This is a genomic window from Piscinibacter defluvii, assembly GCF_004011805.1.
Lineage (GTDB): Bacteria > Pseudomonadota > Gammaproteobacteria > Burkholderiales > Burkholderiaceae_C > Piscinibacter > Piscinibacter defluvii.
The window spans coordinates 162,870-186,195 of the sequence record NZ_ML137196.1; the positions used below are offsets into that span (position 1 = coordinate 162,870).

General features: G+C 70.1%; 23 protein-coding genes. 2 read left to right on the forward strand and 21 right to left on the reverse strand.

From position 1 onward, the window contains the following. Positions 1-10: 10 nt before the first annotated feature. From D9C15_RS00725 to D9C15_RS00760, 8 genes are read right to left on the reverse strand one after another with little or no spacing between them, the layout of a single operon-like run. Positions 11-1,150: an acyl-CoA dehydrogenase family protein gene (locus D9C15_RS00725; protein ID WP_127995512.1), complete on the reverse strand. Its 1,140-nt coding sequence runs from the start codon at positions 1,148-1,150 to the stop codon at positions 11-13. Positions 1,151-1,154: 4 nt separating this feature from the next. Continuing rightward, the gene (locus tag D9C15_RS00730) at positions 1,155-1,820 is read right to left on the reverse strand and encodes an SDR family oxidoreductase (RefSeq protein WP_127995513.1); all 666 of its coding nucleotides are present in this window, start codon (positions 1,818-1,820) and stop codon (positions 1,155-1,157) included. Further along, on the reverse strand, positions 1,817-2,995 hold the full coding sequence (locus tag D9C15_RS00735) for an acetyl-CoA C-acyltransferase (RefSeq protein WP_127995514.1): 1,179 nt from the start codon (positions 2,993-2,995) through the stop codon (positions 1,817-1,819). Before D9C15_RS00735 ends, D9C15_RS00730 begins: the two co-directional genes overlap by 4 nt. An 18-nt stretch (positions 2,996-3,013) precedes the next feature. After that, positions 3,014-3,505, reverse strand: a complete 492-nt coding sequence (locus tag D9C15_RS00740; protein ID WP_127995515.1) for a hypothetical protein — start codon at positions 3,503-3,505, stop codon at positions 3,014-3,016. A 7-nt stretch (positions 3,506-3,512) separates the two neighbouring features. After that, positions 3,513-5,303: a bifunctional isocitrate dehydrogenase kinase/phosphatase gene (gene aceK, locus D9C15_RS00745; protein WP_127995516.1), complete on the reverse strand. Its 1,791-nt coding sequence runs from the start codon at positions 5,301-5,303 to the stop codon at positions 3,513-3,515. After that, positions 5,300-5,983, reverse strand: a complete 684-nt coding sequence (gene can / locus D9C15_RS00750; RefSeq protein WP_127995517.1) for a carbonate dehydratase — start codon at positions 5,981-5,983, stop codon at positions 5,300-5,302. The genes aceK and can overlap by 4 nt, the downstream gene beginning before the upstream one ends. A gap of 23 nt (positions 5,984-6,006) precedes the next feature. Then, positions 6,007-7,185 (reverse strand): isovaleryl-CoA dehydrogenase, encoded by a 1,179-nt coding sequence (locus tag D9C15_RS00755; RefSeq protein WP_127995518.1) that lies wholly within the window; start codon positions 7,183-7,185, stop codon positions 6,007-6,009. Between the two features lie 13 nt (positions 7,186-7,198). Further along, positions 7,199-7,651, reverse strand: coding sequence for a PaaI family thioesterase (locus tag D9C15_RS00760; RefSeq protein WP_112189725.1), 453 nt, complete (start codon positions 7,649-7,651; stop codon positions 7,199-7,201). Between the two features lie 135 nt (positions 7,652-7,786). Here D9C15_RS00760 and D9C15_RS00765 point away from each other — a divergent pair, with 135 nt between their 5' ends. Further along, complete coding sequence (locus D9C15_RS00765; protein ID WP_127995519.1) at positions 7,787-9,067, forward strand: solute carrier family 23 protein; 1,281 nt, start codon at positions 7,787-7,789, stop codon at positions 9,065-9,067. Between the two features lie 25 nt (positions 9,068-9,092). Here the strand turns inward: D9C15_RS00765 and D9C15_RS00770 are convergent, their stop codons facing one another. Then, positions 9,093-9,515 (reverse strand): MerR family transcriptional regulator, encoded by a 423-nt coding sequence (locus tag D9C15_RS00770; protein WP_112189723.1) that lies wholly within the window; start codon positions 9,513-9,515, stop codon positions 9,093-9,095. 60 nt (positions 9,516-9,575) lie between these two features. On the opposite strand from D9C15_RS00770, the gene D9C15_RS00775 reads away from it, so the two are divergent. Then, positions 9,576-10,634 carry an MBL fold metallo-hydrolase gene (locus D9C15_RS00775; RefSeq protein ID WP_127995520.1) on the forward strand — a complete coding sequence of 353 codons (1,059 nt, stop codon included), beginning with the start codon at positions 9,576-9,578 and terminating at the stop codon, positions 10,632-10,634. Here D9C15_RS00775 and D9C15_RS00780 read toward each other — a convergent pair. From D9C15_RS00780 to D9C15_RS00835, 12 genes are all read right to left on the reverse strand, one after another. Beyond that, positions 10,622-11,170 (reverse strand): DUF456 domain-containing protein, encoded by a 549-nt coding sequence (locus D9C15_RS00780; RefSeq protein ID WP_127995521.1) that lies wholly within the window; start codon positions 11,168-11,170, stop codon positions 10,622-10,624. The two genes, D9C15_RS00775 and D9C15_RS00780, sit on opposite strands and share 13 nt — an antisense overlap. A 62-nt stretch (positions 11,171-11,232) precedes the next feature. Then, complete coding sequence (locus D9C15_RS00785) at positions 11,233-12,108, reverse strand: ABC transporter permease (RefSeq protein ID WP_127995522.1); 876 nt, start codon at positions 12,106-12,108, stop codon at positions 11,233-11,235. 2 nt (positions 12,109-12,110) lie between these two features. Continuing rightward, the gene (locus D9C15_RS00790; RefSeq protein WP_127995523.1) at positions 12,111-12,995 is read right to left on the reverse strand and encodes an ABC transporter permease; all 885 of its coding nucleotides are present in this window, start codon (positions 12,993-12,995) and stop codon (positions 12,111-12,113) included. Between the two features lie 132 nt (positions 12,996-13,127). Continuing rightward, positions 13,128-14,375: an ABC transporter substrate-binding protein gene (locus tag D9C15_RS00795; protein WP_127995524.1), complete on the reverse strand. Its 1,248-nt coding sequence runs from the start codon at positions 14,373-14,375 to the stop codon at positions 13,128-13,130. A gap of 36 nt (positions 14,376-14,411) precedes the next feature. After that, entirely contained in the window at positions 14,412-15,407 is a 996-nt protein-coding gene (locus D9C15_RS00800) for an ABC transporter ATP-binding protein (protein ID WP_127995525.1), read from the reverse strand. A 108-nt stretch (positions 15,408-15,515) separates the two neighbouring features. Continuing rightward, the gene (locus D9C15_RS00805; RefSeq protein ID WP_127995526.1) at positions 15,516-16,400 is read right to left on the reverse strand and encodes a M48 family metallopeptidase; all 885 of its coding nucleotides are present in this window, start codon (positions 16,398-16,400) and stop codon (positions 15,516-15,518) included. Between the two features lie 11 nt (positions 16,401-16,411). Further along, on the reverse strand, positions 16,412-17,158 hold the full coding sequence (locus D9C15_RS00810; RefSeq protein WP_127995527.1) for a lysophospholipid acyltransferase family protein: 747 nt from the start codon (positions 17,156-17,158) through the stop codon (positions 16,412-16,414). Then, on the reverse strand, positions 17,155-17,766 hold the full coding sequence (gene gmhB, locus D9C15_RS00815) for a D-glycero-beta-D-manno-heptose 1,7-bisphosphate 7-phosphatase (protein WP_127995528.1): 612 nt from the start codon (positions 17,764-17,766) through the stop codon (positions 17,155-17,157). Before gmhB ends, D9C15_RS00810 begins: the two co-directional genes overlap by 4 nt. A 23-nt stretch (positions 17,767-17,789) precedes the next feature. Then, positions 17,790-19,895: a glycine--tRNA ligase subunit beta gene (gene glyS / locus D9C15_RS00820; RefSeq protein ID WP_127995529.1), complete on the reverse strand. Its 2,106-nt coding sequence runs from the start codon at positions 19,893-19,895 to the stop codon at positions 17,790-17,792. Between the two features lie 3 nt (positions 19,896-19,898). Next, a complete protein-coding gene (gene glyQ, locus D9C15_RS00825; RefSeq protein WP_127995530.1) occupies positions 19,899-20,819 on the reverse strand; it encodes a glycine--tRNA ligase subunit alpha in 921 nt (306 codons plus the stop codon). A 43-nt stretch (positions 20,820-20,862) separates the two neighbouring features. Then, positions 20,863-22,365, reverse strand: a complete 1,503-nt coding sequence (lnt, locus tag D9C15_RS00830; protein ID WP_127995531.1) for an apolipoprotein N-acyltransferase — start codon at positions 22,363-22,365, stop codon at positions 20,863-20,865. Continuing rightward, on the reverse strand, positions 22,365-23,243 hold the full coding sequence (locus D9C15_RS00835) for a CorC family transporter (protein WP_127995532.1): 879 nt from the start codon (positions 23,241-23,243) through the stop codon (positions 22,365-22,367). The genes lnt and D9C15_RS00835 overlap by 1 nt, the downstream gene beginning before the upstream one ends. Positions 23,244-23,326: the final 83 nt, after the last annotated feature.

Here is a 23,326-nt window from a genome sequence, read left to right on the forward strand (position 1 = left end):
GCGGTGAGATCTACGGGTGCTGCGCCAAGGCTCGCCCGATCAGGATCTTCTGCACGTCCGAGGTGCCTTCGTAGATCTGGCACACCCGCACGTCGCGGTAGATGCGCTCGAGCGGGAAATCGGCCACGTAGCCGTAGCCGCCGAGCGTCTGGATCGCCGCGCTGCAGACGCGCTCGGCCATCTCGGAGGCGAACAGCTTGGCCATCGCGGCCTCCTTCAGGCAGGGCCGGCCGGCGTCCTTCAGGCTCGCGGCATGGTGGATCAGCTGGCGTGCCGCCTCGATCTGCGTCGCCATCTCGGCCAGGCGGAACTGCACCGCCTGGTGCTCGAAGATGGGCTGGCCGAAGGCGACACGCTCCTTCGCATAGGCCATCGCCACCTCGAAGGCCGCGCGCGCCATGCCCACGCTCTGCGAGGCGATGCCGATGCGCCCGCCCTCCAGGCCGGAGAGCGCGATCTTCAGGCCCTGGCCCTCCTCGCCGATCCGGTTCGCCGCCGGCACGCGGCAGCGCTCGAACAGGATCTGCGCGGTGTCGCTGCTGTGCTGGCCCATCTTCTCCTCGAGCCGCGCGACGGTATAGCCCGGGGTGCTGGTCGGCACGACGAAGGCGCTGATGCCGCGTTTGCCGGCCGCCTTGTCGGTGACGGCCATCACGATCGCCACGTCGCCGTACTTGCCGCTGGTGATGAACTGCTTGACGCCGTCGAGCACGTACTCGTCGCCATCGCGCACCGCGGTGGTCTTCAGCCCGTCGGCCTGCGAACCGACATGCGGCTCGGTCAGGCAGAAGGCGCCGAGCAGCTCGCCGCGCGCCAGCGGCGCGAGCCAGCGCTGCTTCTGCGCCTCGCTGCCCCAGGCCAGCAGGATCGAGCAGACCGGGCAGTTGTTGACGCTCACCACCGTCGAGGTGCCGCCGTCGCCGGCGGCGATCTCCTCGAGGAGGATCGCGAGCGCCAGGTAGTCCAGCCCGGCGCCGCCGTACTCGGGCGGCACCGCCACGCCGTAGCAGCCGAGCTCGGCCAGGCCCTTCAGCTCGGCGGCGGGGAAGTGGTGTTCCTTGTCCCAGCGCGCCGCGTTCGGCGCGATGCGGTCCTGCACGAACGCGCGCACGGCGTCCTGCACGGCGAGGTGGTCGTCGCTGAGAAGCATGGGGCTACCAATCGATGGGCGATCCGTCGTGGTTGAGGAAGCGGCCGTTGTCGGCAGCCGTCAGCCGCGCGATCACGCCGCGCATGTCGGACACGCTGCGCTCGGGCGTCAGGTCGGCGCCGGGGCCGCCCATCGCGGTCTGCACCCAGCCGGGGTGGAAGGCAACGCAGATCGCCTTGCCGGCCCAGGCGAGCGACAGGTCCTTCAGCACCGAGTTGACCGCCGCCTTGGAGGCGCGGTAGAGCCAGCTGCTGGAACTGCTGCGCCCGCCGATCGAGCCCATGCGCGAGGACAGCACCGCCAGCGTCGCACCGGGCGCGAGTGCGTCGGCCAGCTGCGGCAGCACGCGCATCGGCCCGAGCACGTTGGCATGCATGGTCGCGTCGAACTGCTCGTCGGTGGGCGGCTCCATGCCGGGCGTGCGCAGCAGCACGCCGGCGGCATGCACCACCACGTCGAGCGCCGCGCCGTCGAGCTGCCAGGCCAGGCGCGAGGCATGCTCCATGTCCGCCACGTCGAGCGCCAGCGCCGTGGCGCCCATCGCCTTCAGCGCCTCGAGGCCGGCGGGGTCGCGTGCGGTGGCGGTGACCTGCCAGCCCGCGGCGCGGTACTGGCGCACGAACTCGTGGCCGATGCCGCGCGAGGCGCCGATCACGAGAACATGGCTCACAGCAACTCGACGGCCAGCGCGGTGGCCTCGCCGCCGCCGATGCACAGCGCCGCGACGCCCTTCCTCCCGCCCCGCTTGCGCAGCGCGCCGAGCAGCGTGACGACGATGCGCGCGCCGCTCGCGCCGATGGGGTGGCCGAGCGCGCAGGCGCCGCCATGCACGTTGACGATCTCGTGCGCCAGCTTGAACTCGGCCATCGCGGCCATGGTCACCGCGGCGAAGGCCTCGTTGACCTCCCACAGGTCGACGTCCTTCACACCCCAGCCGCTCTTCTTCAGTACCTTCTCGATCGCCCCCACCGGCGCGGTGGTGAACCAGTCCGGCGCCTGCGCATGCACCGAGTGCGCCACGATGCGGGCCACCGGCCGGGCGCCCATCTGCTTCGCGGTGGACTCGCGCATCAGCACCAGCGCCGCGGCGCCGTCGGAGATGCTCGACGAGGTGGCCGCGGTGATCGCGCCGTCCTTCTTGAAGGCCGGCTTCAGCCCGGGGATCTTGTCGAGCTTGGCCTTGAAGGGCTGCTCGTCGAACTTCACGACCGTGTCGCCAGCCTTGCCCGGCAGCGTGACCGGCGCCATCTCCCACTCGAAGCTGCCGTCCTCGTTGGCTGTCTTCGAACGTGTGGTCGAGGCGATCGCGAACTGGTCCATCGCCTCGCGCGAGAAGCCGTACTTGGCAACGCACTGCTCGGCGAACACGCCCATCGCCTTGCCGCGCTCGTAGGCGTCTTCCAGGCCATCGAGCGCCATGTGGTCGTACACGGCGCTGGCGCCGTACTTGATGCCCTTGCGCGCGAACATCAGGTGCGGCGCGTTGGTCATGCTCTCCATGCCGCCGGCCACCATCACGTTGGCGCTGCCGGCCAGCAGCATGTCGTGCGCGAACATCATCGCGCGCATGCCCGAGCCGCACATCTTGGACAGGGTCACCGCGCCGGCCGAGTCCGGCAGGCCGGCACGGCGCAGCGCCTGGCGTGCCGGCGCTTGGCCCTGGCCCGCCATCAGGCAGTTGCCGAGCAGCACCTCGTCGACGGCGTCGCCCGGCACGCCGGCGCGCTCGACCGCGGCCTTGATCGCCACCGCGCCCAGCTCCCAGGCGGCGAGGTTGGAGAAGTCGCCCAGCAGGCCGCCGATCGGCGTGCGGGCGGCGGAGGCGATGACGATGGATTCGGACATGGCAATCTCCTTGCGGATTCAGGTGGCAGTGAGGACGGGGCTGCCGCGCTCCTCCTGCGCGACACGCTTGATGTAGTTCTGGAACTCGGGATCCTCGCCGCGCAGCAGCAGCGGCAGGGCGTTGTAGAAGTCGTCGCGCCGGCACCATTCGCGCATGTAGTCGTCCCACGAGTTCCAGCGGCGCTGCTCGGTGGGCGTCATGTGCGCCTTGTGGGCCACGAGGTAGGCACGCTCGAACAGCGAGATCAGCATGTCGAAGATGACCAGCATGCGTTCGTTCTGCTCGGACGTCGGGTTGGGCAGCGCGGCGTTGGTGCGCAATTGCAGGTCGGCGTTGGCAAGCACCGTCTGGAGGAACTGCCCGTACGCGTCGGACAGGTGCTGGTAGGCCTCCTCCTCCTCGTTCTCGCGCTCCTTGCGCTGCTCGCTGAAGAACACCCAGACGGCGAACGGCAGGCCGACCACGGTGACCACGTAGCTGGCGAACTCGAAGGCGTCCTTCCAGCCCACGCGCACCTCACATGCCGACCTCGGCCGCCTCGGCCGCGTCCTGGTGGGGCCGGCGGAAGCGCCGGTGCTGCTCGTAGGGGAAGACGTCGTGCACGTGGCCGGCCTGGATGCGCTCCTTGTGGCCCTGCCAGAAGGCCACGTCCAGCAGGTCGGCGTGGTGCCGCATGAACACCTCGCGCACCCGCGTGTCGCCGAGCAGGAAGGGGCCGAAGGTCTCGGGGAACACGTCGTGCGGCCCGACGTGGTACCAGACCTCGCCCGACATCTCCTCCTCCTCGGTGCGCGGCGTGGGCACGCGGCGGAAGTTGCAGTCGGTCAGGTACTCGATCTCGTCGTAGTCGTAGAACACCACCTTGCCGTGGCGCGTGACGCCGAAGTTCTTCCACAGCATGTCGCCCGGGAAGATGTTGGCGCGCACCAGGTCCTTGATGGCGTTGCCGTACTCGACGACGGCATGCTCCATCTGCCGCGGCGAGGCCTCCTGGAGGTAGATGTTCAGCGGGATCATGCGCCGCTCGATGTAGAGGTGGCGGATCACCAGCGTGTCGCCGTCCTCCTCCACCAGGCTCGGGCAGTGGTGCTTCAGTTCGGCCACCAGGTCGTTCTCGAAGCGCCCGCGCGGGAAGGCCACGTTGCTGTACTCCAGCGTGTCGGCCATGCGGCCGACGCGGTCGTGCTGCTTGACGAGCAGGTAGCGGCTCTGGATGTGCTCGCGCGTGGTCTCCTTGGGCGCCGGGTAGAAGTCCTTGATGACCTTGAAGACGTAGGGAAAGCTCGGCAGGTCGAACACCAGCATCACCATGCCCTTGATGCCGGGCGCGGTGCGGAACTTGTCGCTGCTGTGGCGCAGGTGGTAGAGGAAGTCGCGGTAGAAGATGTTCTTGCCCTGCTTCTGCAGCCCGATCGCGTTGTACAGCTCGCTCTTGGGCTTGCGCGGCATCATCGAGCGCAGGAACTGCACGCAGGCCGAGGGCACCTCCATGTCGACCATGAAGTAGGCGCGCGCGAAGCTGAACAGCATCAGCAGGTCGTCCTCGCCGAACAGGGCCGCGTCGATGGCGAGCTGGCCGCGCGGCGTGTGCAGGATGGGCAGCGCAAACGGCAGCTCGTTGAAGCCGTTGATGATCTTGCCCACCGCGTAGGCGCCCTTGTTGCGGTAGAAGAGCGAGGAGAGCACCTGCAGCTGGAAGTTCGCGCGCATGCGGAACTCGCCGAGCTTGCTGATCACCGCGGCGAGCACGTAGTCGACGTCGCGCCCCAGGTCCTCGAACTCGCGCTCGAGCTGGAAGTTGTCGATCACGCGCAGCAGCGTCTCGCGCAGCGTCTCCTTGGTCGGGTAGTAGGCGCGGTAGGTCGGCAGCGCGGCCGGCTCGTCGTTCTCGATGTACTCGGTGGAGACCGCCGGGCGCACGAAGATGAAGTCGTTGTTGAAGTAGCTGCGGTGCAGGATCTTCGTGGTCACCGAGTTGAAGAAGGTCTCGGCCAGCTCGGGCTGGTGGTGGTTCACCAGCAGGCCGATGTAGTGCAGCTTGACCTGCTGCCAGACGTCCATCGTCAGGCTCGCGGCCTGGAACTCGCGCTGCAGGCGCTCCGCGGCCTCCTCGACGCGCTTGTCGTAGTACTCGATGCGCTCGCGCTGCGCCTGCTGCTGGCCGTGCCAGTCGGCCTGCTCGAAGCGCTTCTTGGCGGCGGCGCTGGTCTCGCGGAACAGCCGGTAGTGGCGGTTGAATCCCTCGAGCAGCGCCTGGGCGATGTCGAAGCCGCGGGCGTCGGTCAGGCGCTGGGGGAAGCTGGTCATGGCTTGCCGTTCTTGCGGATCGCGTCGTAGCGCGTCTTCACCGCACCGAGCGCCAGGCCGTAGGCGGCGGCCACGCCGGCGGCGTCGGCCACGGTCATCCTCAGGTCCTCGATCAGGCCGTTGTGCAGGCCGTACACCCAGCCGTGCACCACCACCGACTGGCCGCGCGCCCAGGCGTCCTGCACGACGGTGGATTCGCAGACGTTGAGCGACTGTTCGAGCACGTTGAGCTCGCACAGCGCCTTCAGGCGCAGCTCCTCGTCGGCCATGCCGTCGAGCCAGGCGCGGTGCTTGTGGCGCACGTCCTGCACGTGGCGGATCCAGTTGTCCGCCAGGCCGATGCGCAGGCCCATCATCGCGGCGCGCACGCCGCCGCAGCCATAGTGCCCGACGACCATGATGTGCTGCACCTTCAGCATGTCGATCGCGAACTGGATCACCGACAGCGCATTCAGGTCGGAATGCACGACGACGTTGGCCACGTTGCGGTGCACGAACACGTCGCCCGGCAGCAGGCCGAGGATCTCGTTGGCCGGCACGCGGCTGTCGGCGCAGCCTATCCACAGGTACTGCGGCGCCTGCTGGGCCAGCAGCTTGGTGAAGAAGCCGGGCGAGCGGCGCTCGGTCTCGGCCGCCCAGCGGCGGTTGCTCTCGAAGAGTTCGTCCAGGTTCGTGCTCATGCGGGCAGTTTACGCAGCCCCGGTCACATCGTCTCGGCGAACAGCTCCCGCCCGATCAGCATGCGGCGGATCTCGCTCGTGCCGGCACCGATTTCATAGAGCTTGGCGTCGCGCCACAGCCGGCCGAGCGGGTACTCGTTGATGTAGCCGTTGCCGCCGAACACCTGGATGCCCTCGCCGGCCATCCAGGTCGCCTTCTCGGCACACCAGAGGATGACGCTGGCGCAGTCCTTGCGCACCTGGCGCACGTGCTCGGCGCCGAGCTGGTCGAGGTTCTTGCCCACGGTGTAGCAGAACGCGCGCGCGGCCTGCAGCACGGTGTACATGTCGGCCACCTTGCCCTGGATGAGCTGGAACTCGCCGATGCTCTGGCCGAACTGCTTGCGCTCGTGGATGTAGGGCACCACGTTGTCCATCACCGCCTGCATGATGCCGATCGGCCCGGCGGCGAGCACGGCGCGCTCGTAGTCCAGTCCGGACATCAGCACCTTGGCGCCGCCGTTCAGCGTGCCCAGGACGTTCTCGGCCGGCACCTCGACGTCCCGGAACACCAGCTCGCCGGTGTGCGAGCCGCGCATGCCGAGCTTGTCGAGCTTCTGGGCGATGGAGAAGCCCTTCATGCCCTTCTCGATCAGGAACGCCGTGACGCCTCGTGCACCCAGCTCGGGCTCGGTCTTGGCGTAGACCACCAGCGTGTCGGCGTCCGGGCCGTTGGTGATCCACATCTTCGTGCCGTTGAGCACGTAGGCGCCGCCCTTCTCGACCGCCTTGAGCTTCATCGAGATCACGTCCGAGCCGGCACCGGGCTCGCTCATCGCCAGCGCGCCGACCTGCTCGCCGCTGATCAGCCCGGGCAGGTACTTGCGCTTCTGCGCCTCGGTGCCGTTGCGCTTGATCTGGTTGACGCACAGGTTGCTGTGCGCGCCGTAGGAAAGGCCCACCGACGCCGAGGCGCGGCTGATCTCCTCCATCGCGATCATGTGGGCGAGGTAGCCCATGTCCGCGCCGCCGTATTCCTCCGGCACGGTGATGCCGAGCACGCCGAGCTCGCCCATCTTGCGCCACAAGTCCATCGGGAACTGGTCGCTGCGGTCGATCTCGGCGGCGCGCGGCGCGATCTCGGCCTCGGCGAAGGCACGCACCGCGTCGCGCAGCGCGTCGATGTCCTCGCCGAGCTGGAAGTTGAGTCCGGGCAGGTTCATGGCATGTCTCCTCTCAGTGTTTCAGCGCCTCGCGGCCGCGCACGGTCATGACGGTGGCGGTCATCGTGGCGATCAGCTTCTCGTGCCGGCCGTGTTCGTCGTGCTGCGTCGCGCGGCCGTCGACCACGCTGATCGTGCGGCCCGGCTTGATCACCAGGCCCTCGAAGCGGAAGCGCGGCCCGCGTGCCGGCGCGAGCAGGTTGATCTTGAACTCGATGGTCAGCACCGCGGCGTCGTCGGGCATCAGTGAAAACGCCGCGTAGCCGCAGGCGGAATCGAGCGCGCACGACACCATGCCGGCGTGGATGAAGCCGTGCTGCTGGGTCAGCGTGTCGCGGTGCGCCATCGCCAGCACCACGCGGCCGGGCTCCACGGTCTCGAGCGTCGCGCCCAGCGTGGCCATCGCGGCCTGGCGGGCGAAGGAGTCGCGCGTGCGCTGCGCGTAGCCGTCGTCGTGGGGCTGCATCGGATCTCCCGTGGATCTGACGTTTACGTAAACGTCAATTATACGGATCCGGTTGCTGCCGCGTCACAATGCCCCGCGCCGGTGCGTTGGGCGGTCCGCCGGCGATCCCGAAGTACAACAACGAGGAGATTCCCCATGAGCTTGATTCCCCAATGGCGGGAAGTGTCGGCCACGCCCGGTGCGGTGGTGGCGCCGGACGAACGCCTGCCCTGGCCGCAGACCGCGGCGCTGGGCGTGCAGCACGTGATCGCGATGTTCGGCGCCACCGTGCTCGCGCCGATCCTGATGGGCTTCGACCCGAACGTCGCGATCCTGATGAGCGGCATCGGCACGCTGATCTTCTTCGTGATGGTCGGCGGCAAGGTGCCGAGCTACCTGGGCTCGAGCTTCGCCTTCATCGGCGTGGTGATCGCCGCCAGCGGCTACGCCGGCTCGGGGCCGAACGCCAACCTCGGCCTGGCGCTGGGCGGCATCGTCGCCTGCGGCGCGCTGTACACGGCGATCGGCCTGCTCGTGATGGCGATCGGCACGAAATGGATCGAGTCGCTGATGCCGCCGGTGGTCACCGGCGCGGTGGTCGCGGTGATCGGCCTGAACCTGGCCGGCATCCCGGTGAAGAACATGGCCCCCACCGGCTTCGACGCCTGGATGCAGGCGGTCACCTTCGTCAGCGTCGGCCTGGTGGCCGTCTACACCCGCGGCATGACGCAGCGCCTGCTGATCCTCGTGGGCCTGATCGTGGCCAGCATCGTCTACGCGATCCTCACCAACGGCCTCGGGATGGGCAAGCCGATCGACGTCTCCGGCATCGCCAACGCCGCCTGGTTCGGCGCGCCGAACTTCGCCGCGCCGGTGTTCGACGGCAAGGCCATGCTGCTGATCGCCCCGGTGGCGATCATCCTGGTGGCCGAGAACCTCGGCCACATCAAGGCGGTCAGCGCGATGACCGGCCGCGACCTCGACCGCTACATGGGCCGCGCCTTCGTCGGCGACGGCGTGGCGACGATGGTCTCGGGCGCCTCCGGCGGCACCGGCGTGACCACCTATGCCGAGAACATCGGCGTGATGGCGGCCACCAAGATCTACTCGACCGCGATGTTCGTCGTCGCCGCGCTGATCGCGATCCTGCTGGGCTTCAGCCCGAAGTTCGGCGCGCTGATCCAGGCCATCCCGCTGGCGGTGATGGGCGGCGTCTCGATCGTGGTGTTCGGCCTGATCGCGGTGGCCGGCGCGAAGATCTGGGTCGACAACCGTGTCGACTTCTCGGACAACACCAACCTGATCGTCGCGGCGGTCACGCTGGTGCTGGGCACCGGGGACTTCACGCTGAAGTTCGGCGGCTTCGCGCTCGGCGGCATCGGCACCGCCACCTTCGGCGCCATCCTGTTGCACGCGCTGCTCAGGAAGCGCGGCTGACGCCCGCGCGGGGCGCCGGCGCCGATCAGGCGCGGCGCTTCTCGCCTTCGGCGAGGAGCCGCCGCGCCTCCTTCTCGTGCGCCCGCACCTCGTCGAGCGTGGCGTTCAGGTCGGCCATCTGCTGCTCGAGCTGGCTGCGGTGTGCCGCCAGCACGGCGAGGAAGCGCTTGAGCTGCGGCAGCGTGTCGCGCGGCGACTCGTACATGTCGACGATCTCCTTGACCTCGGAGAGCGTCAGCCCGAGCCGCTTGCCGCGCAGCGTCAGCTTCAGCCGGGTGCGGTCGCGCGCGGTGTAGACGCGGTTGCGGCCGCGCCGCTGCGGGGCGATCAGCCCGCAGTCCTCGTAGAAGCGGATCGCGCGGGTGGTGAGGTCGAACTCGCGCGCCAGCTCGCCGATCGTGTAGGTCGGCCCCGCCGGCGACGCCTCGGCGACAGTGGGGGCAGGCATGGGCTCTTACACTGCGTGCGTGATTGACGTTTACGTCAAGTGTAGCGAAGCGCCCGACGCATGAACCATCTCGAACACCAGCTCGACTACCCCTGGGGCGAGGCCGTGCCCGAGCCCGGGCGCACGATCGAGCTCGCCCCCGGCGTGCGCTGGCTGCGCATGGGCCTGCCCTTCGCGCTGGACCACATCAACCTCTGGCTGCTGCGCGACCGCGACGAGGCCGGCCGCGAGGGCTGGGCGATCGTCGACTGCGGCATCACGAACGACGCCACACGTGCCGCCTGGGAGCAGGTGTTCGCGCACGAGCTCGACGGCCTGCCGGTGCTGCGCGTGATCGTGACGCACATGCACCCCGACCATGTCGGCCTGGCGCACTGGCTCACCGAGCGCTGGGGCGTGCGGCTGTGGATCAGCGCCACCGACTGGAACGCCGCGCGCATGGCCAGCCAGGCCACCACCGGCTTCGGCGGCGAGACGGCGGCGGCCTTCATGGCCAGCCACGGACTGACCGACCCGGCCGCGCAGGCCAAGATCCGCGCCCGTTCGAACTACTACGCGACGATGGTGCCGCAGGTGCCGCGCCAGTTCCGCCGCCTGCTCTGCGGCGATGTGCTCCGCATCGGCGATCACGACTGGACCTGCCTCGCCGGCCATGGCCACGCGCCCGAGCACATCAGCCTGCACAGCGAATCGCTCGGCGTGCTGATCAGCGGCGACATGGTGCTGCCGCGCATCTCCACCAACGTCAGCGTGATCGACCTCGAGCCCGAGGCGAACCCGCTGCCGCTGTACCTGCGCTCGATCGCCGCGCTGCGCGCGCTGCCGCCGGACACCCTGGTGCTGCCCTCGCACGGCAAGCCGTTCCGCGGGCTGCACGAGCGCATCGCCCAGCTGCACGCCCACCACGACGAGCGCCTGGCCGACGTGCGCGGCGCCTGCGCGCGCGAGCCGCAGACCGCGGCCAGCCTGCTGCCGGTGCTGTTCAGGCGCGCGCTCGACCTGCACCAGACCACCTTCGCGATGGGCGAGTCGATCGCCCACCTGAACGCGCTGTGGCTGGCCGGCGAGCTGAGCCGCTCGCTCGGCGACGACGGCGTGATCCGGTTTCAGACCAGGTAGGCCACCGCGAAGCTGCCGATCATCAGGAAGGTCAGCACCAGCTTGACCACGGTGCCCAGCAGCATGCCGATCCAGGTGGCGATGCCGACCTTCGCGGCCTGCCGCCCGGCCGCCGCATGGTCGTCGGCATCCTGGAAGCCGCCGAGCTTCTGGCGCTGGGCCCAGTACTCGCCCGCCAGCGCGCCGGCCAGCGGCATGAACAGCAGGCCGATGAAGCCGGTGAGCACGCCCAGCACCGTGCCGACCGCCGCGCCGATCACCGCCAGCCGGCTCGCACCGGCTTTCTTGGCGCCCAGCAGCGCGGCCACGTAGTCGGTCGCCCAGGCCAGCACGGCCAGCACGGCGATCCAGGCCAGCGCACCGACCGAGACCTTCTCGAAGCCGTCGATCCAGGCGCCCAGCACCGCACCGCCGAGCACGAGGATCGTGCCGGGCAGCACCGGCAGCACGGCACCGACCACACCGACGACCATCAGGCCGATCGCAAGCACCCACCACCACGGGCTGGCCGAGGCGGCGACGACGGTTTCCAGCATGCCCACGCTCCCGCGGGCACCCTGCCCGCCAGCGACCCTAGATGGAGCCGGCGCGCCGGAACTCAAGCCGGCCGGCGGCGCCGCAGCCAGGCCGCGCTGGCCAGCGCCAGCGCGATCACGAGCAGCGAGACCAGGGTGGTCACGGTGCCGAGCGCGTAGATGGCCGGCGTCGTGACCGTGGTGGTCAGGCCCTGCAGTTCCAGCGGCAGCGTGTTCAGGTCGCCCACCGCCTGCGAGGAACGCGCGATCTCGTCCCAGCTGAGCGTGAAGCCGAACATGCCGATGCCCACCACCGACGGGCCGATCAGCGGCAGCACCACGTGCCGGAAGGTCTGCCAGGGCGTGGCCCCCTGGTCGCGCGCCGCCTCCTCGTAGGCCGGATTGAAGCGGTTGAACACCGCGAACATGATCAGGAGGCCGAAGGGCAGCGTCCAGGTGAGGTGCGCGCCGAGGCCGGAGCTGAACATGCCGAGCGTGGTCGTGAAGCCTTCGAGCGCCTCGCTGGCCCCGATCGACTCGAGCAGCCACTTGACGCCGCCGTCGATCAGCCGGAACTGCAGGCCGATGCCGAGCGAGACGATGATCGAGGGCATGATCAGGCTCGCCACGGTCACGTAGAACAGCGCCTCGCCGCCGGCGAGCTTCTTGCGGAAGGCGAGGCCGGCCAGCAGCGAGAGCAGCACGGTGAGCACCATCACGACGAGGCCGAGCCAGAGCGAGCGGCGCAGGGCGGCGCCGATGTCGACCACGCCCAGGCCCTTCCACAGCTCTGCGTACCAGTGCAGCGACCAGCCGCGCATCGGGAAGGTGAGCCCGCCCTCCGGCCCCTGGAAGCTGAGCACGAAGATCGTGATCACCGGGCCGTAGAGGAACAGCACGAACAGGCCGAACACGATGGCCAGCGGCCAGAAGCCTCGTTGCCGACCTTCGCGAGCCATGCTCAGAGTTCCTTCCGGAGATCGACCATGCGCGTCAAGGCCGCGATGATCATCAGCACCACCGCCAGCAGCACCACGGCGTTGGCCGCGGCGAGCGGGAACTGCAGGTAGCTGGTCTGCACCTGGATCACCTTGCCCACCGAGGCGATCTGCTGCCCGCCCATCACGCCGACGGTGACGAAGTCGCCCATCACGATGGTGATGACGAAGATCGAGCCGATCACGATGCCGGTGCGCGACAGCGGCACGACCACGTTCCACAGCGTCTGCCACGCGCTCGCGCCGGCGTCCTCGGCGGCCTCGAGCAGCGCACGGTCGATGCGCATCATCGAGTTGAAGATCGGCACCAGCATGAACATCGTGTACAGGTGCACGAAGGCCAGCACGACCGAGAACTCGGAGAACAGCAGCCACTCGAGCGGCTGCTCGATCAGCCCGGCGCCGATCAGGCCCTGGTTGACCAGCCCGTTGCGGCCCAGCAGCGGGACCCACGAGATCATGCGGATCACGTTGCTGGTCCAGAACGGGATGGTGCACAGCACGAACAGCAGCGTCTGCATGCCGGTGCTGCGCACGTGGAAGGCGAGGAAGTAGGCGATGGTGAAGCCCAGCAGCAGCGACACCAGCCAGGTGAAGAACGAGAAGCGCAGCGTCGACCAATAGGTCTTGACGGTGACGCAGGGGTCGGCGAACTCGCTGCAGCCCGAGAAGATCGAGACGTAGTTGTCCGCGGTGAACCCCGGCACCAGCGCGTAGTCGCTGGTCGGCCAGAAGCTCACCGCGACGATCAGCAGCAGCGGCGCGACGAAGAAGAAGGCAAACACTGCCCCGAAGGGCAGTGCCTGCAGCCACGCCGCCGGGCCCGACCGAGGCGCCGCGCCGTTCACGCCGAGCCTTCGCTCGAATCGGCGAGCGCAGCGAAGCCGCCATCAAGCGGTCGCCGCGGAGCCGGCTGCGCCGGTCCGCTGGCGGCGCCCCCCCGGGGGGGAGCGCCGCAGGCGCTGCGGGGGGGGTTCACGTCAGGCCGCGACGAACTCATTCCACTTCTGGACCATGTAGACGTTCTCGTCCATCACGGCGTTCCAGCAGGCGATGCCGCCCATGCGGTCCTCGTAGGAGCCGCCGTCGCGCTTCTCGCCGGCCTTGGCGAGCAGCTGGCCGTTCGGGCTCTTGATGTCCTTCTCGGCCGCCTTGCCTTCCATCCAGTAGGCCCACTCGTAGGCTTCCATCTTGGCCTTGGCGGTCTCGAGCACGGCGCTGTAGTAGCCCTGGCGGTTCAGGTACGCGCCGGCCCAGCCGTCGAGGAACCAGTTGATGAACTCGTAGGCCGCGTCGAGCTTCTTGCCCGAGAGCGTCTTGGGCACGCCGAAGCCGGCCGCCCAGGCTCGGTAGCCTTCCTTCAGCGGCTGGTATGTGCAGGCGATGCCCTTGGTGCGCACCGCGGTCACCGCCGGGCTCCACATCGACTGGATCACCACCTCGCCCGAGGCCATCAGGTTCACGCTCTCGTTGAAGTCCTTCCACAGCGAGCGGAACTGGCCGGCCTTCTTGGCTTCGATCAGCGTCTTGATCGTGAGGTCGATCTCCTTCTTCGTCATGTTCCCCTTGTCGGGGTACTTGTACAGGCCCATCGCCTCCACGACCATTGCCGCGTCCATGATGCCGATCGACGGGATGTTCAGGATCGAGGCCTTGCCCTTGAACTCCGGGTTCAGCAGTTCCTTCCAGCTCTCGATCGGGCGCTTGATCAGGTCGGGCCGGATGCCCAGGGTGTCGGCGTTGTAGACCGTCGGGATCAGCGTCATGAACTGCGTCGGCTCGGCGCTGAAGGTCTTGGCGTCGGGCTTGGCGAGGTACATCACCTTCTTCGGCGCGGTGCCCTGGTCGCCGACCTTCTTGCCGCCGACCTCGCCCTTGGTGAACAGCGTGGTGATCTTGTCGGCGTTCTTGATGCGCTTGGTGTCCATGCCCATCAGGTTGCCGGTCGGGATGATCTTCTTGAGCGAGAAGTACTCGGTGTCGATCAGGTCGAAGCTGTTCGGCGATGTGACCGCACGCTTGGTCACCTCGTCGGTGTTGACCGCGACGTACTGGATCGTGATGCCGGTGTCGGCCTTGAACTTCTCGGCGATCGCCTTGTCCTGGTTCACCGCAGTGCCCAGGTAGCGCAGCGTCGGCTTGTCGTCGGCGTGCACGGCCGGGAACATGCCGCTGGCCAGGATGCCGGCGGTGCCCTTGAGCAGGCTGCGGCGGGAGGTGTCGCTCATCTCGTACTCCTCGTTGGATGGAAAGGGTGGGCGGCCTCAGGCCGCCAGCACATGGGCCCGCGCCAGCTCCCAGTGGGCGCAGGCGCTGTCGCCGCGCTGCCAGGGCGCGGCGTCGAACTCGGCTTCGGGCAGCATCACGGTCAGCTCGCCGACCCGTGCGCTGGCCAGCGTCAGCAGCACATGCGTGCCCTGGTACTCGACCTCGCGCACGGTGCCGGCCACGGCGCTGTCGCCCTCGGCCAGCGGCGTGCGCGAGAGCCGGGTGCGGTCGGCCCGCACGGCCAGCAGGCCGCGTGTGCTCGGCACCACGTTGTGGCCGCCGATGAAACGCGCCACGAACTCGGTGCGCGGTGCGTTGAACAGCTCGTGCGGCGTGGCGTCCTGCTCGATGCGGCCGTTGTTCATCACGACCACCTGGTCGGCCAGCGCCATCGCCTCCTCCTGCGAGTGCGTGACGTGCACGAAGGTCATGCCGAGCGTCTTCTGCCAGTCCTTCAGCTCGGCGCGCATCTTGATGCGCAGGAAGGGGTCGAGCGCCGAGAGCGGCTCGTCGAGCAGCAGCACCTTGGGCTCGGTGATCAGCGCCCGCGCCAGCGCCACGCGCTGCTGCTGGCCGCCGGAGAGCTCGGCCGGCTTGCGCTGCGCCAGGTGGCCGAGCGAGACGCGCTCGAGCAGCTCGGCGGCCTTCTTGTGCCGCTCGGCCTTTCCGACGCCCTTCATCTTCAGGCTGAAGGCGACGTTGTCGAGCGCCGACAGGTGCGGGAACAGCGCGTAGCTCTGGAACATCATCGCCGTGCCGCGGCCCGCAGCCGGCAGGTTGGTGATGTTGCGGGCGCCGAGCAGGATGTCGCCCTCGCTGGCGATCTCGTGGCCGGCGATCATGCGCAGCGTCGAGGTCTTGCCGCAGCCCGAGGGGCCGAGCAGGCAGCAGTAGCTGCCGGCGGCGATCTTCAGGTCGATGCGGTCGACCGCGGTGGTCGAGCCGTAGCGCTTGACGAGGTGGATCAGCTCGAGACCGGAGTCGGCAGCCATGCCCGCGCCGGTACGCAAGCGATGTGCCACGCGCCGGGCCGGCGCCTGGCCCCGCGGCGCACCAAGCTCAGGCCGAGGCCGCCCAAAAACGGGGCAGCGCGGCGCGGCTCAGTCGAACGCGGGCAGCACGTCGTCCTTCAGCGTGCCGCGGTGGCGTTCGTAGTCGGGCAGCACCGAGCGCACCACGTCCCAGAAGCGCGGGCTGTGGTTCATCTCGCGCAGGTGCGCGAGTTCGTGCGCAACCACGTAGTCGATGGTCGGCAGCGCGAAGTGGATCAGCCGCCAGTTCAGCCGCACCGAGCCGTCGGCGCTGGCGCTGCCCCAGCGCGTCTGCGCCGAGGAGAGCGAGAGCCGGGTGCAGCGCACCGCCAGGCGTTCGGCGAAGTGCCGCACGCGCTCCTCGAACACGCGGCGCGCCTGGCGCTGCAGCCAGCTCTGCACCGCATCGCGGATCTGCTCCGCCGCGGCGCTCTGCGGCAGCCCGACGTGCAGCGTCAGGCGCGGCACGCCCGGCAGCGCATCGGCCGCGGTGTTCAGGATCGCCCCGGTGGCACGCGGGTCCAGCACCACGATCACCGTCTCGCCGAGGAAGGGGAAGCCGGCGCCGTCGCGCCACTCCACGCGGGCGGACTGCAGCCTGGCGGCACGCTCGCGCTGCTCGCGCAGCTTGCGCAGGATCCAGGACGCCTTGCCGTGCAGGGCCGCTTCGATGTCGGCCAGCCCCACCCAGCGCGGCGCCTTGACCGCGAGCCCTTCGGGCCCCACGACGAAGCCGATGCTGCGGCGGCGCACGCGTTGCAGCGCATAGGCCACCACATGCTGCTGCAGGCGGATTTCGCGGTCGGCCTGCGGGTGGCGGAACTCCGCGACCGGCAGCGCCGGGCGCGGCGCCGCGGCTACCGGCGGCGCGGCGGGCGTCACCGGCGCGGCCGGTGCGCCGTCGTCGAACAGCGAGAGCTGCGTGGCGTCGGCGGGCTCGGGCGGGCGCGGCATGGAGCGCGAGTCTAGGCCCGCGCGCCCGGGCTGTCGCGGTAGGCCTCGGGGTCGAGCCGGCGCATCTCGGCCTCGATCCAGGCCTCGGCCTCGCGCATCATGGCCTCGGCGTCGCGGCCGTCCGGGGCGATCGGCTTGCCGATCGAGATGTCGACCACGCCGGGCGTCAGCACGAAGCGCTTGCGCGGCCAGCAGCGCCCCGAGGTGACGGCGATCGGCACGATCGGCACGCCGGTGGCCACCGCCAGGCGCGCGGCGCCAGCCTTGTAGGGCCCCTGGCTGCCGCGCGGCGTGCGCGTGCCCTCGGGGAACATGATCACCCAGTGGCCCTCGGCCATGAAGCGCCGGCCCTGCTCGGCCACCTTGTTCCAGGCCTCGGTGCGCTTGCTGCGGTCGATGTGGATCATGTCCAGCCGGCCCATGGCCCAGCCGAAGAACGGGATCATCAGCAGCTCGCGCTTGAACACGTAGCACAGCGGGCGCGGCATCAGCGTCGGGAAGGCGAAGGTCTCCCAGGTCGACTGGTGCTTGGGCGCCAGGATGGCCGGGCCGTCGGGCAGGTTGTCGCGCCCGCGCACGCGGGCGTGCACACCGCAGATCACGCGTGCCCCCCAGATCGACAGGCGCAGCCAGCCGACCGTGAACCAGTAGAGCCGGTCGCCGCGCACGACGATGGACAGCAGCATCACCGCGATGGCGTACGGGACCACCGTCACCGCCATCCACAGCACGAACAGGAAGGAGCGCAGGGCGTTCATGCGTCGCGCTTGCGCCCCGTGGCCTCCGGATCCGCCGGCAGGCCGAGCACCTCGCGCTCGTGCGCGATCAGCCAGTCGGCGAAGGCGTCCAGGTCCTGGTGCACGCGCGTGCCGGGCACCTGGGTGCACAGCTCGTCGATCTGCGCGTCGCTCATGCGCGCCGCCTTGCCGGTGCGCACCAGGTGCGGCTGGCAGCCCGCGGCGCTGCCGGCCTGCAGGTCGCGCAGCACGTCGCCGACCACCGGCACCTGGGTCAGGTCCACGCCGTAGCGCTCGCCGATCTGCTTGAACAGCCCGGGCATGGGCTTGCGGCAGTCGCAGCCGTCGCTGGGTGTGTGCGGGCAGAAGAACACCGCGTCGATGCGGCCGCCCTGCTTGGCCAGCAGCTGGTGCAGCTTCAGGTGCATCGCGTTGAGCGTGGACATGTCGAACAGCCCGCGGCCGATGCCCGACTGGTTGCTCGCCACCACCGCATGCCAGCCGGCGTGGTTCAGCCGCGCGATCGCCTCGAGCGCGCCGGGGATCGGGATCCACTCGTCGGGGCTCTTGACGTAGTCGTCGCGATCCTCGTTGATCGTGCCGTCGCGGTCGAGGATGACGAGCTTCATCGGCGCGTGATGGTGGGCGGGCTTCATGCCGCCAGACGGGACAGGTCGGCCACGCGGTTCATCGCCGCGTGCAGCTGGGCCAGCAGGCCGAGCCGGTTGGCGCGCAGGCGCGGGTCTTCGGCGTTGACGAGCACGCTGTCGAAGAAGGCGTCCACCGGCGCCTTCAGCACGGCCAGCTGCTGCAGCGAGCCGGTGTAGTCGCCGCGTTCGAAGGCCGCCTCGGAGCGCGGCGCCACCTCCGCCAGCGCGGCGTGCAGCGCGCGCTCGGCGGGCTCGTGCAGCAGCGCGGCCTCGGCCACCGGGGCGACCTTCTCCTCGCTCTTCTTCAGGATGTTGCCCACGCGCTTGTTGGCCGCGGCCAGCGAGGCCGACTCGGGCAGCGCACGGAAGGCGCGCACCGCGTCGAGACGCTTCGGGATCTCGGCCCAGCGCGCCGGGTGCACCTCGACCACCGCCTCCACCTCCTGCGCGTGATAACCCGCCTCGCGCAGCCAGCCGACCAGGCGCTCGCGCAGGAAGTAGCCCAGCTCGGCCTGCGCCTGGCCGTGCTGCGGGCCGAAGGCCTTGAACGCGGCGGCCACCAGGTGCGGCAACTCCAGCGGCAGCTGGCGCTCGATCAGCATGCGGATCAGGCCGAGCGCGTGGCGGCGCAGCGCGAACGGGTCCTTGTCGCCGGTGGGCACCTGGCCGATGCCGAACAGGCCGGCCAGCGTCTCGAGCTTGTCGGCCAGCGCGACGGCCAGGCCGGTGGGGTTGCGCGGCAGCGCGTCGCCGGCGAAGCGCGGCTTGTAGTGGTCCTCGATCGCGAAGGCGATCTCCTCGCTCTCGCCGTCGTGGCGCGCGTAGTAGCCGCCCATGATGCCCTGCAGCTCGGGGAACTCGCCGACCATGTCGGTCAGCAGGTCGGCCTTGGCGAGGTGCGCCGCCTGGTCGGCCGAGGCGGCGAGCGCCGGGCCGCCGAGCAGGCAGCCGATTTCGCGCGCGATCTCGCGCACGCGCATCACGCGCTCGCCCATCGAGCCCAGCTTCGCGTGGTAGACCACCTTGCCGAGCCCGTCGATGCGCGCGGCCAGCGGGCGCTTGCGGTCCTGGTCGAAGAAGAACTTGGCGTCGGCCAGGCGCGGGCGCACCACGCGCTCGTTGCCGCCGACCACGCGGCTCGCGTCGGCCGGCCGGATGTTGCTGACCACCAGGAAGCGGTGCGTCAGCCGGCCGTTCGCATCGAGCAGCGGGAAGTACTTCTGGTTCGCCTTCATCGTCAGGATCAGGCATTCCTGCGGCACGGCGAGGAACTCGGGCTCGAACTGCGCGAGCAGCACGTTCGGCCGCTCGACCAGCGCGGTGACCTCGTCGAGCAGCGCGTCGTCGTCGATCGGCGCGAGGCCCAGGCTCTCGCCCGCGTGGCGCAGCTGGCGCTGGATCTCGCTGCGGCGCGCCGCGAAACTGGCGATCACCGCGCCCTGCTCCTCGAGCTGGCGGGCATAGTGGTCGGCATCCTGCAGCACGACCGGATCGACCTGCGCCTCGAAGCGGTGGCCGCGGGTGGTGCGGCCGGCCACGAGGCCGAGCGCCTTCACCGGCACGACCTCGGCGCCGTGCAGCGCCACCAGGCCATGCGCCGGGCGCACGAAGTGCACGCTGCTCCAGCCGTCGCCCAGCTGGTACTGCATCACCTTCGGAATCGGCAGCGCGGCGAGCGCGTCGTCGAGCGCCTTCTGCAGGCCCTCGGCCAGCGTCACGCCCTGGGCGGTGCTGTCCAGGAACAGCGCCTCGGCCTTGCCGTCCGGGCGGCGCTGCAGCGCGGGCACGACGGACGCGTCGGCGCCGAGCGCGGCGAGCTTCTTCAGCAGCGCGGGCGTGGGCGAACCGTCGGCGGCGAGGCCGACCGTCACCGGCATCAGCTTGGTGGACACCGCCTTGTCCGCCGCCTGCGCGGCCACGGCCGAGACATGCACCGCCAGCCGGCGCGGCGAGGCGTAGGGCGTCGCCGCGGAACGGTCGGTCGCGAGCCCGGCCGAGCGCAGGCCCTTCGCGATGCCCTCGGCGAAGGCCTCGCCGAGCTTCTTCAGCGCCTTGGGCGGCAGTTCCTCGACGAACAGTTCGACGAGCAGGTTCTTGGTGGTGCTCATCGGTCAGGCGGCCTTCTTCTGTTCGATCTGGGCGATCGCTTCATCGGCCCAGGCCTTCGGCGCCATCGGGAAGCCGAGCCGCGCGCGGCTGTCCACGTAGCTCTGCGCGACGCTGCGCGCCAGGTTGCGGATGCGCCCGATGTAGGCGGCGCGCTCGGTGACGCTGATCGCGCCGCGTGCGTCGAGCAGGTTGAAGCTGTGCGCCGCCTTGAGCACCTGCTCGTAGGCCGGTAGCGCGAGCTGCGTCTCCATCAGGTGCTTCGCCTGCTTCTCGTGCGCGGCGAACGCGCCGAGCAGGAACTCGACGTCGCTGTGCTCGAAGTTGTAGGTGCTCTGCTCGACCTCGTTCTGGTGGTAGACGTCGCCGTACTTCAGCTCGGCCGTCCACTGCAGGTCGTACACGTTGTCGACCCCCTGCAGGTACATCGCCAGCCGCTCCAGGCCGTAGGTGATCTCACCGGTGATCGGCTTGCAGTCGATGCCGCCGACCTGCTGGAAGTAGGTGAACTGCGTCACCTCCATGCCGTTGAGCCAGACCTCCCAGCCCAGGCCCCAGGCGCCCAGCGTCGGGTTCTCCCAGTCGTCCTCGACGAAGCGGATGTCGTTGCTCTTCAGGTCGAAGCCGAGCGCCTCGAGCGAGCCGAGGTAGAGCTCGAGGATGTCCTTCGGCGCGGGCTTGAGCACCACCTGGTACTGGTAGTAGTGCTGCAGGCGGTTCGGGTTCTGGCCGTAGCGGCCGTCCTTGGGGCGGCGGCTGGGCTGCACGTAGGCGGCCTTCCAGGGCTCGGGGCCGAGCGCGCGCAGGAAGGTCGCGGTGTGGCTGGTGCCGGCGCCGACCTCCATGTCGTAGGGCTGCAGCAGCGCGCAGCCCTGGCGGTCCCAGTAGTCTTGCAGGCGAAGAATCAGTTGCTGGAAGGAAAGCATGGACGGGCGGCCGGCGGGCCGTCGCGGAAGGCGACCGGCGATTTTACGGGCCGGCCCGACGTCGCCACGCCGCCAGCGCGACGGCCAGCGCCGCCAGCAGCACGAGCGGCCACAGGCCGAGGCGGCCGGCCCAGGCGGCGTACGGCGTGTTGCCGGTTCGGCCCTGCACGCTCGCCTTCAGCACGCCGCGGGTGTGCGGCGCGAGCGCGGCCGTCACCCGGCTGCGGTGGTCGATCACCACCGTCGCACCGGTGTTGGTGGCGCGCAGCATCGGCCGCTGCAGCTCGAGCGTGCGCAGGCGCGAGATCTGCAGGTGCTGCGGAATCGCGATCGTCTCGCCGAACCAGCCGATGTTGCTGAGGTTGGCCAGCACGGTGGGCGCCTGGGCGGGATCGACGAAGCGGGCGGCGAGTTCCTCGCCGAACAGGTCTTCGTAGCAGATGTTGGGCGCGACGCGCTCGCCGCGCAGCTCGAACGACGGCGCCGCCAGCGGGCCGCGCTCGAAGTCGCCCAGCGGGATGTTCATCATGCGCGTGAACCACTTGAAGGCGAACGGGATGAACTCCCCGAACGGCACCAGGTGGAACTTGTCGTAGCGGTAGAAGCCCGGCACGCCCGGCGCGAAGCCGACCGCGGAGTTGGTGTAGCCGGCCGCCATGTCGCCCAGCGGCACGCCGATCAGCGCCGCCGTGCGGCCGGCGCGGAAATGGTCCTGCAGCCGCTCCCACAGGCCCTCGGGCATCTGCTGCGGCAGGAAGGGGATGGCGGTCTCGGGGGCCACCACCAGGTCGCCCTCGGCGGCGAGCAGCTCGCGCAGGTGCCACTCGAGCGCCTCGGCCTGGTGCTCGGCGGCGAACTTCTCCTCCTGCGGGATGTTGCCCTGCAACAGCGTGAGCGAGAGCGTACCGCTCGGGCGGGTGAACTCCGGCACGCCGGCCAGCGCCGGCAGCAGCAGCAGCGCCGCGGGCAGCACCACGCCCGGCAGCGCGGCACGCAGCCCGCGCAGCGGCCAGGCCAGCGCGGGCAGCGCCGCCGCGAAGGCGCCGACCGCGCCCAGCCCGTAGACGCCGATCCAGGGCGCCCAGGCGGCCAGCGGCCCGTCGACCTGCGCATACCCCGAGGCCACCCAGGGGAAGCCGGTGAAGAGCAGCCCGCGCGCCAGCTCGGCCAGCAGCCACAGCGCGGCGAACAGCCCGGCATCGGCGAGCGGCCGGCCGCTGCGCCAGCGCGCGAACGCGGCCAGCGCGGCGGCCAGGTAGAGCGAGAGGAAGGCCGCCAGCGCCAGCACCGCGAGCGCCGCCATCCAGGCCGGCAGGCCGCCGTAGCGGTGCATGCTGACGAACAGCCACCAGGTGCCGGCGGCGACCCAGGCCGTGCCGTAGGCGCCGCCCAGCAGCGCCGCCGCGCGCGGCGTGGCGCCGGCGGCCAGGCGTGCCAGCAGGCCGATGGTCAGCAGCGGCAGCCACCAGGCGCCGGTGTGCACGTAGGCGAGCGTCTGCAGCGCACCGAGCGCCCCGGCCAGCGCCGGCCGCAGCCAGGCCCGCATCAGCCGGTGGCGTGGTCGGCGGCGGGATCCTCGATCGCGCGCGTGACCCTGAACCAGCGCACCGCGCCGCCGCGCGTCAGCATCACGGTGAACTGCAGCGCACCGAGCCGGGCCGACTCGCCGCGCCGCGGCACATGGCCGAGCTCGTGCGCGACCAGGCCGCCGATGGTGTCGAACTCCTGCTCCGGCAGCGCCACCGCGAAGACGCGGTTGACCGCCTCGATGGACGCATCGCCGGCCACGCGCTGGCTGCCGTCGGCCAGCGTGTAGATGCCGGACTCGCCGTCCTTCTCGTCGAACTCGTCCTCGATCTCGCCGACGATCTCTTCCAGCACGTCCTCGATGGTGATCAGGCCGGCGGTGTTGCCGAACTCGTCGATCACGATGGCCAGGTGGTTGCGGTTGCTGCGGAAGTCGCGCAGCAGTTCGTTCAGGCCCTTGCTCTCGGGCACGAAGACGGTCGGGCGCAGCAGGGTGCGCAGGTTCAGCTCGGGGGCGCGCTGCAGCTTGAGCAGGTCCTTGGCCAGCAGGATGCCGATGATGTTCTCGCGGCTGCCTTCGTAGACCGGGAAGCGCGAATGGCCGGTGGCGATCACCGCGTGCAGCACCTCGTCGTAGGCGGCGTCGATGTCCAGCAGGTCCATGCGCGGCGCGGCCACCATCACGTCGCCGGCCGTCAGATCGGCCATGCGGATCACGCCCTCGAGCATCATGCGCGACTCGGGCGCGATCAGCTCGCGGTTCTCGGCGTCGGCCAGCGTGGAGATCAGTTCGTCGGTCGAGTCCGGGCCGGGGTGGACGAATTCGACCAGCTTGCGCAGGAACGAGCGCTTCTCGCCGTGGGTCTCACGGGATCGGCCTGGGTGGGGATCGGACATCGCGCGGGCGCGAGGGAATGCGTGAGGGGCGGAGCTTACCCCAAGCCCATGACCGGGCGCCGCCGCCCGGGCCGCGCCGCCGG

Bases quoted from the DNA above. Each gene is read 5' to 3' on its own strand.
- gmhB (WP_127995528.1), bottom strand. From the start codon at position 17,766: ATGAAGCTCGTCATCCTCGACCGCGACGGCACGATCAACGAGGATCGC.
- D9C15_RS00725 (WP_127995512.1), bottom strand. From the start codon at position 1,150: ATGCTTCTCAGCGACGACCACCTCGCCGTGCAGGACGCCGTGCGCGCG.
- D9C15_RS00800 (WP_127995525.1), bottom strand. From the start codon at position 15,407: ATGGCTGCCGACTCCGGTCTCGAGCTGATCCACCTCGTCAAGCGCTAC.
- can (WP_127995517.1), bottom strand. From the start codon at position 5,983: ATGAGCACGAACCTGGACGAACTCTTCGAGAGCAACCGCCGCTGGGCG.
- D9C15_RS00805 (WP_127995526.1), bottom strand. From the start codon at position 16,400: ATGCCGCGCCCGCCCGAGCCCGCCGACGCCACGCAGCTCTCGCTGTTC.
- glyQ (WP_127995530.1), bottom strand. From the start codon at position 20,819: ATGCTTTCCTTCCAGCAACTGATTCTTCGCCTGCAAGACTACTGGGAC.
- lnt (WP_127995531.1), bottom strand. From the start codon at position 22,365: ATGCGGGCCTGGCTGCGGCCGGCGCTGGCCGGGGCGCTCGGTGCGCTG.
- D9C15_RS00780 (WP_127995521.1), bottom strand. From the start codon at position 11,170: ATGCTGGAAACCGTCGTCGCCGCCTCGGCCAGCCCGTGGTGGTGGGTG.
- D9C15_RS00795 (WP_127995524.1), bottom strand. From the start codon at position 14,375: ATGAGCGACACCTCCCGCCGCAGCCTGCTCAAGGGCACCGCCGGCATC.
- D9C15_RS00810 (WP_127995527.1), bottom strand. From the start codon at position 17,158: ATGAACGCCCTGCGCTCCTTCCTGTTCGTGCTGTGGATGGCGGTGACG.
- D9C15_RS00785 (WP_127995522.1), bottom strand. From the start codon at position 12,108: ATGGCTCGCGAAGGTCGGCAACGAGGCTTCTGGCCGCTGGCCATCGTG.
- aceK (WP_127995516.1), bottom strand. From the start codon at position 5,303: ATGACCAGCTTCCCCCAGCGCCTGACCGACGCCCGCGGCTTCGACATC.
- D9C15_RS00775 (WP_127995520.1), top strand. From the start codon at position 9,576: ATGAACCATCTCGAACACCAGCTCGACTACCCCTGGGGCGAGGCCGTG.
- glyS (WP_127995529.1), bottom strand. From the start codon at position 19,895: ATGAGCACCACCAAGAACCTGCTCGTCGAACTGTTCGTCGAGGAACTG.
- D9C15_RS00770 (WP_112189723.1), bottom strand. From the start codon at position 9,515: ATGCCTGCCCCCACTGTCGCCGAGGCGTCGCCGGCGGGGCCGACCTAC.
- D9C15_RS00755 (WP_127995518.1), bottom strand. From the start codon at position 7,185: ATGAACCTGCCCGGACTCAACTTCCAGCTCGGCGAGGACATCGACGCG.
- D9C15_RS00735 (WP_127995514.1), bottom strand. From the start codon at position 2,995: ATGTCCGAATCCATCGTCATCGCCTCCGCCGCCCGCACGCCGATCGGC.
- D9C15_RS00760 (WP_112189725.1), bottom strand. From the start codon at position 7,651: ATGCAGCCCCACGACGACGGCTACGCGCAGCGCACGCGCGACTCCTTC.
- D9C15_RS00765 (WP_127995519.1), top strand. From the start codon at position 7,787: ATGAGCTTGATTCCCCAATGGCGGGAAGTGTCGGCCACGCCCGGTGCG.
- D9C15_RS00835 (WP_127995532.1), bottom strand. From the start codon at position 23,243: ATGTCCGATCCCCACCCAGGCCGATCCCGTGAGACCCACGGCGAGAAG.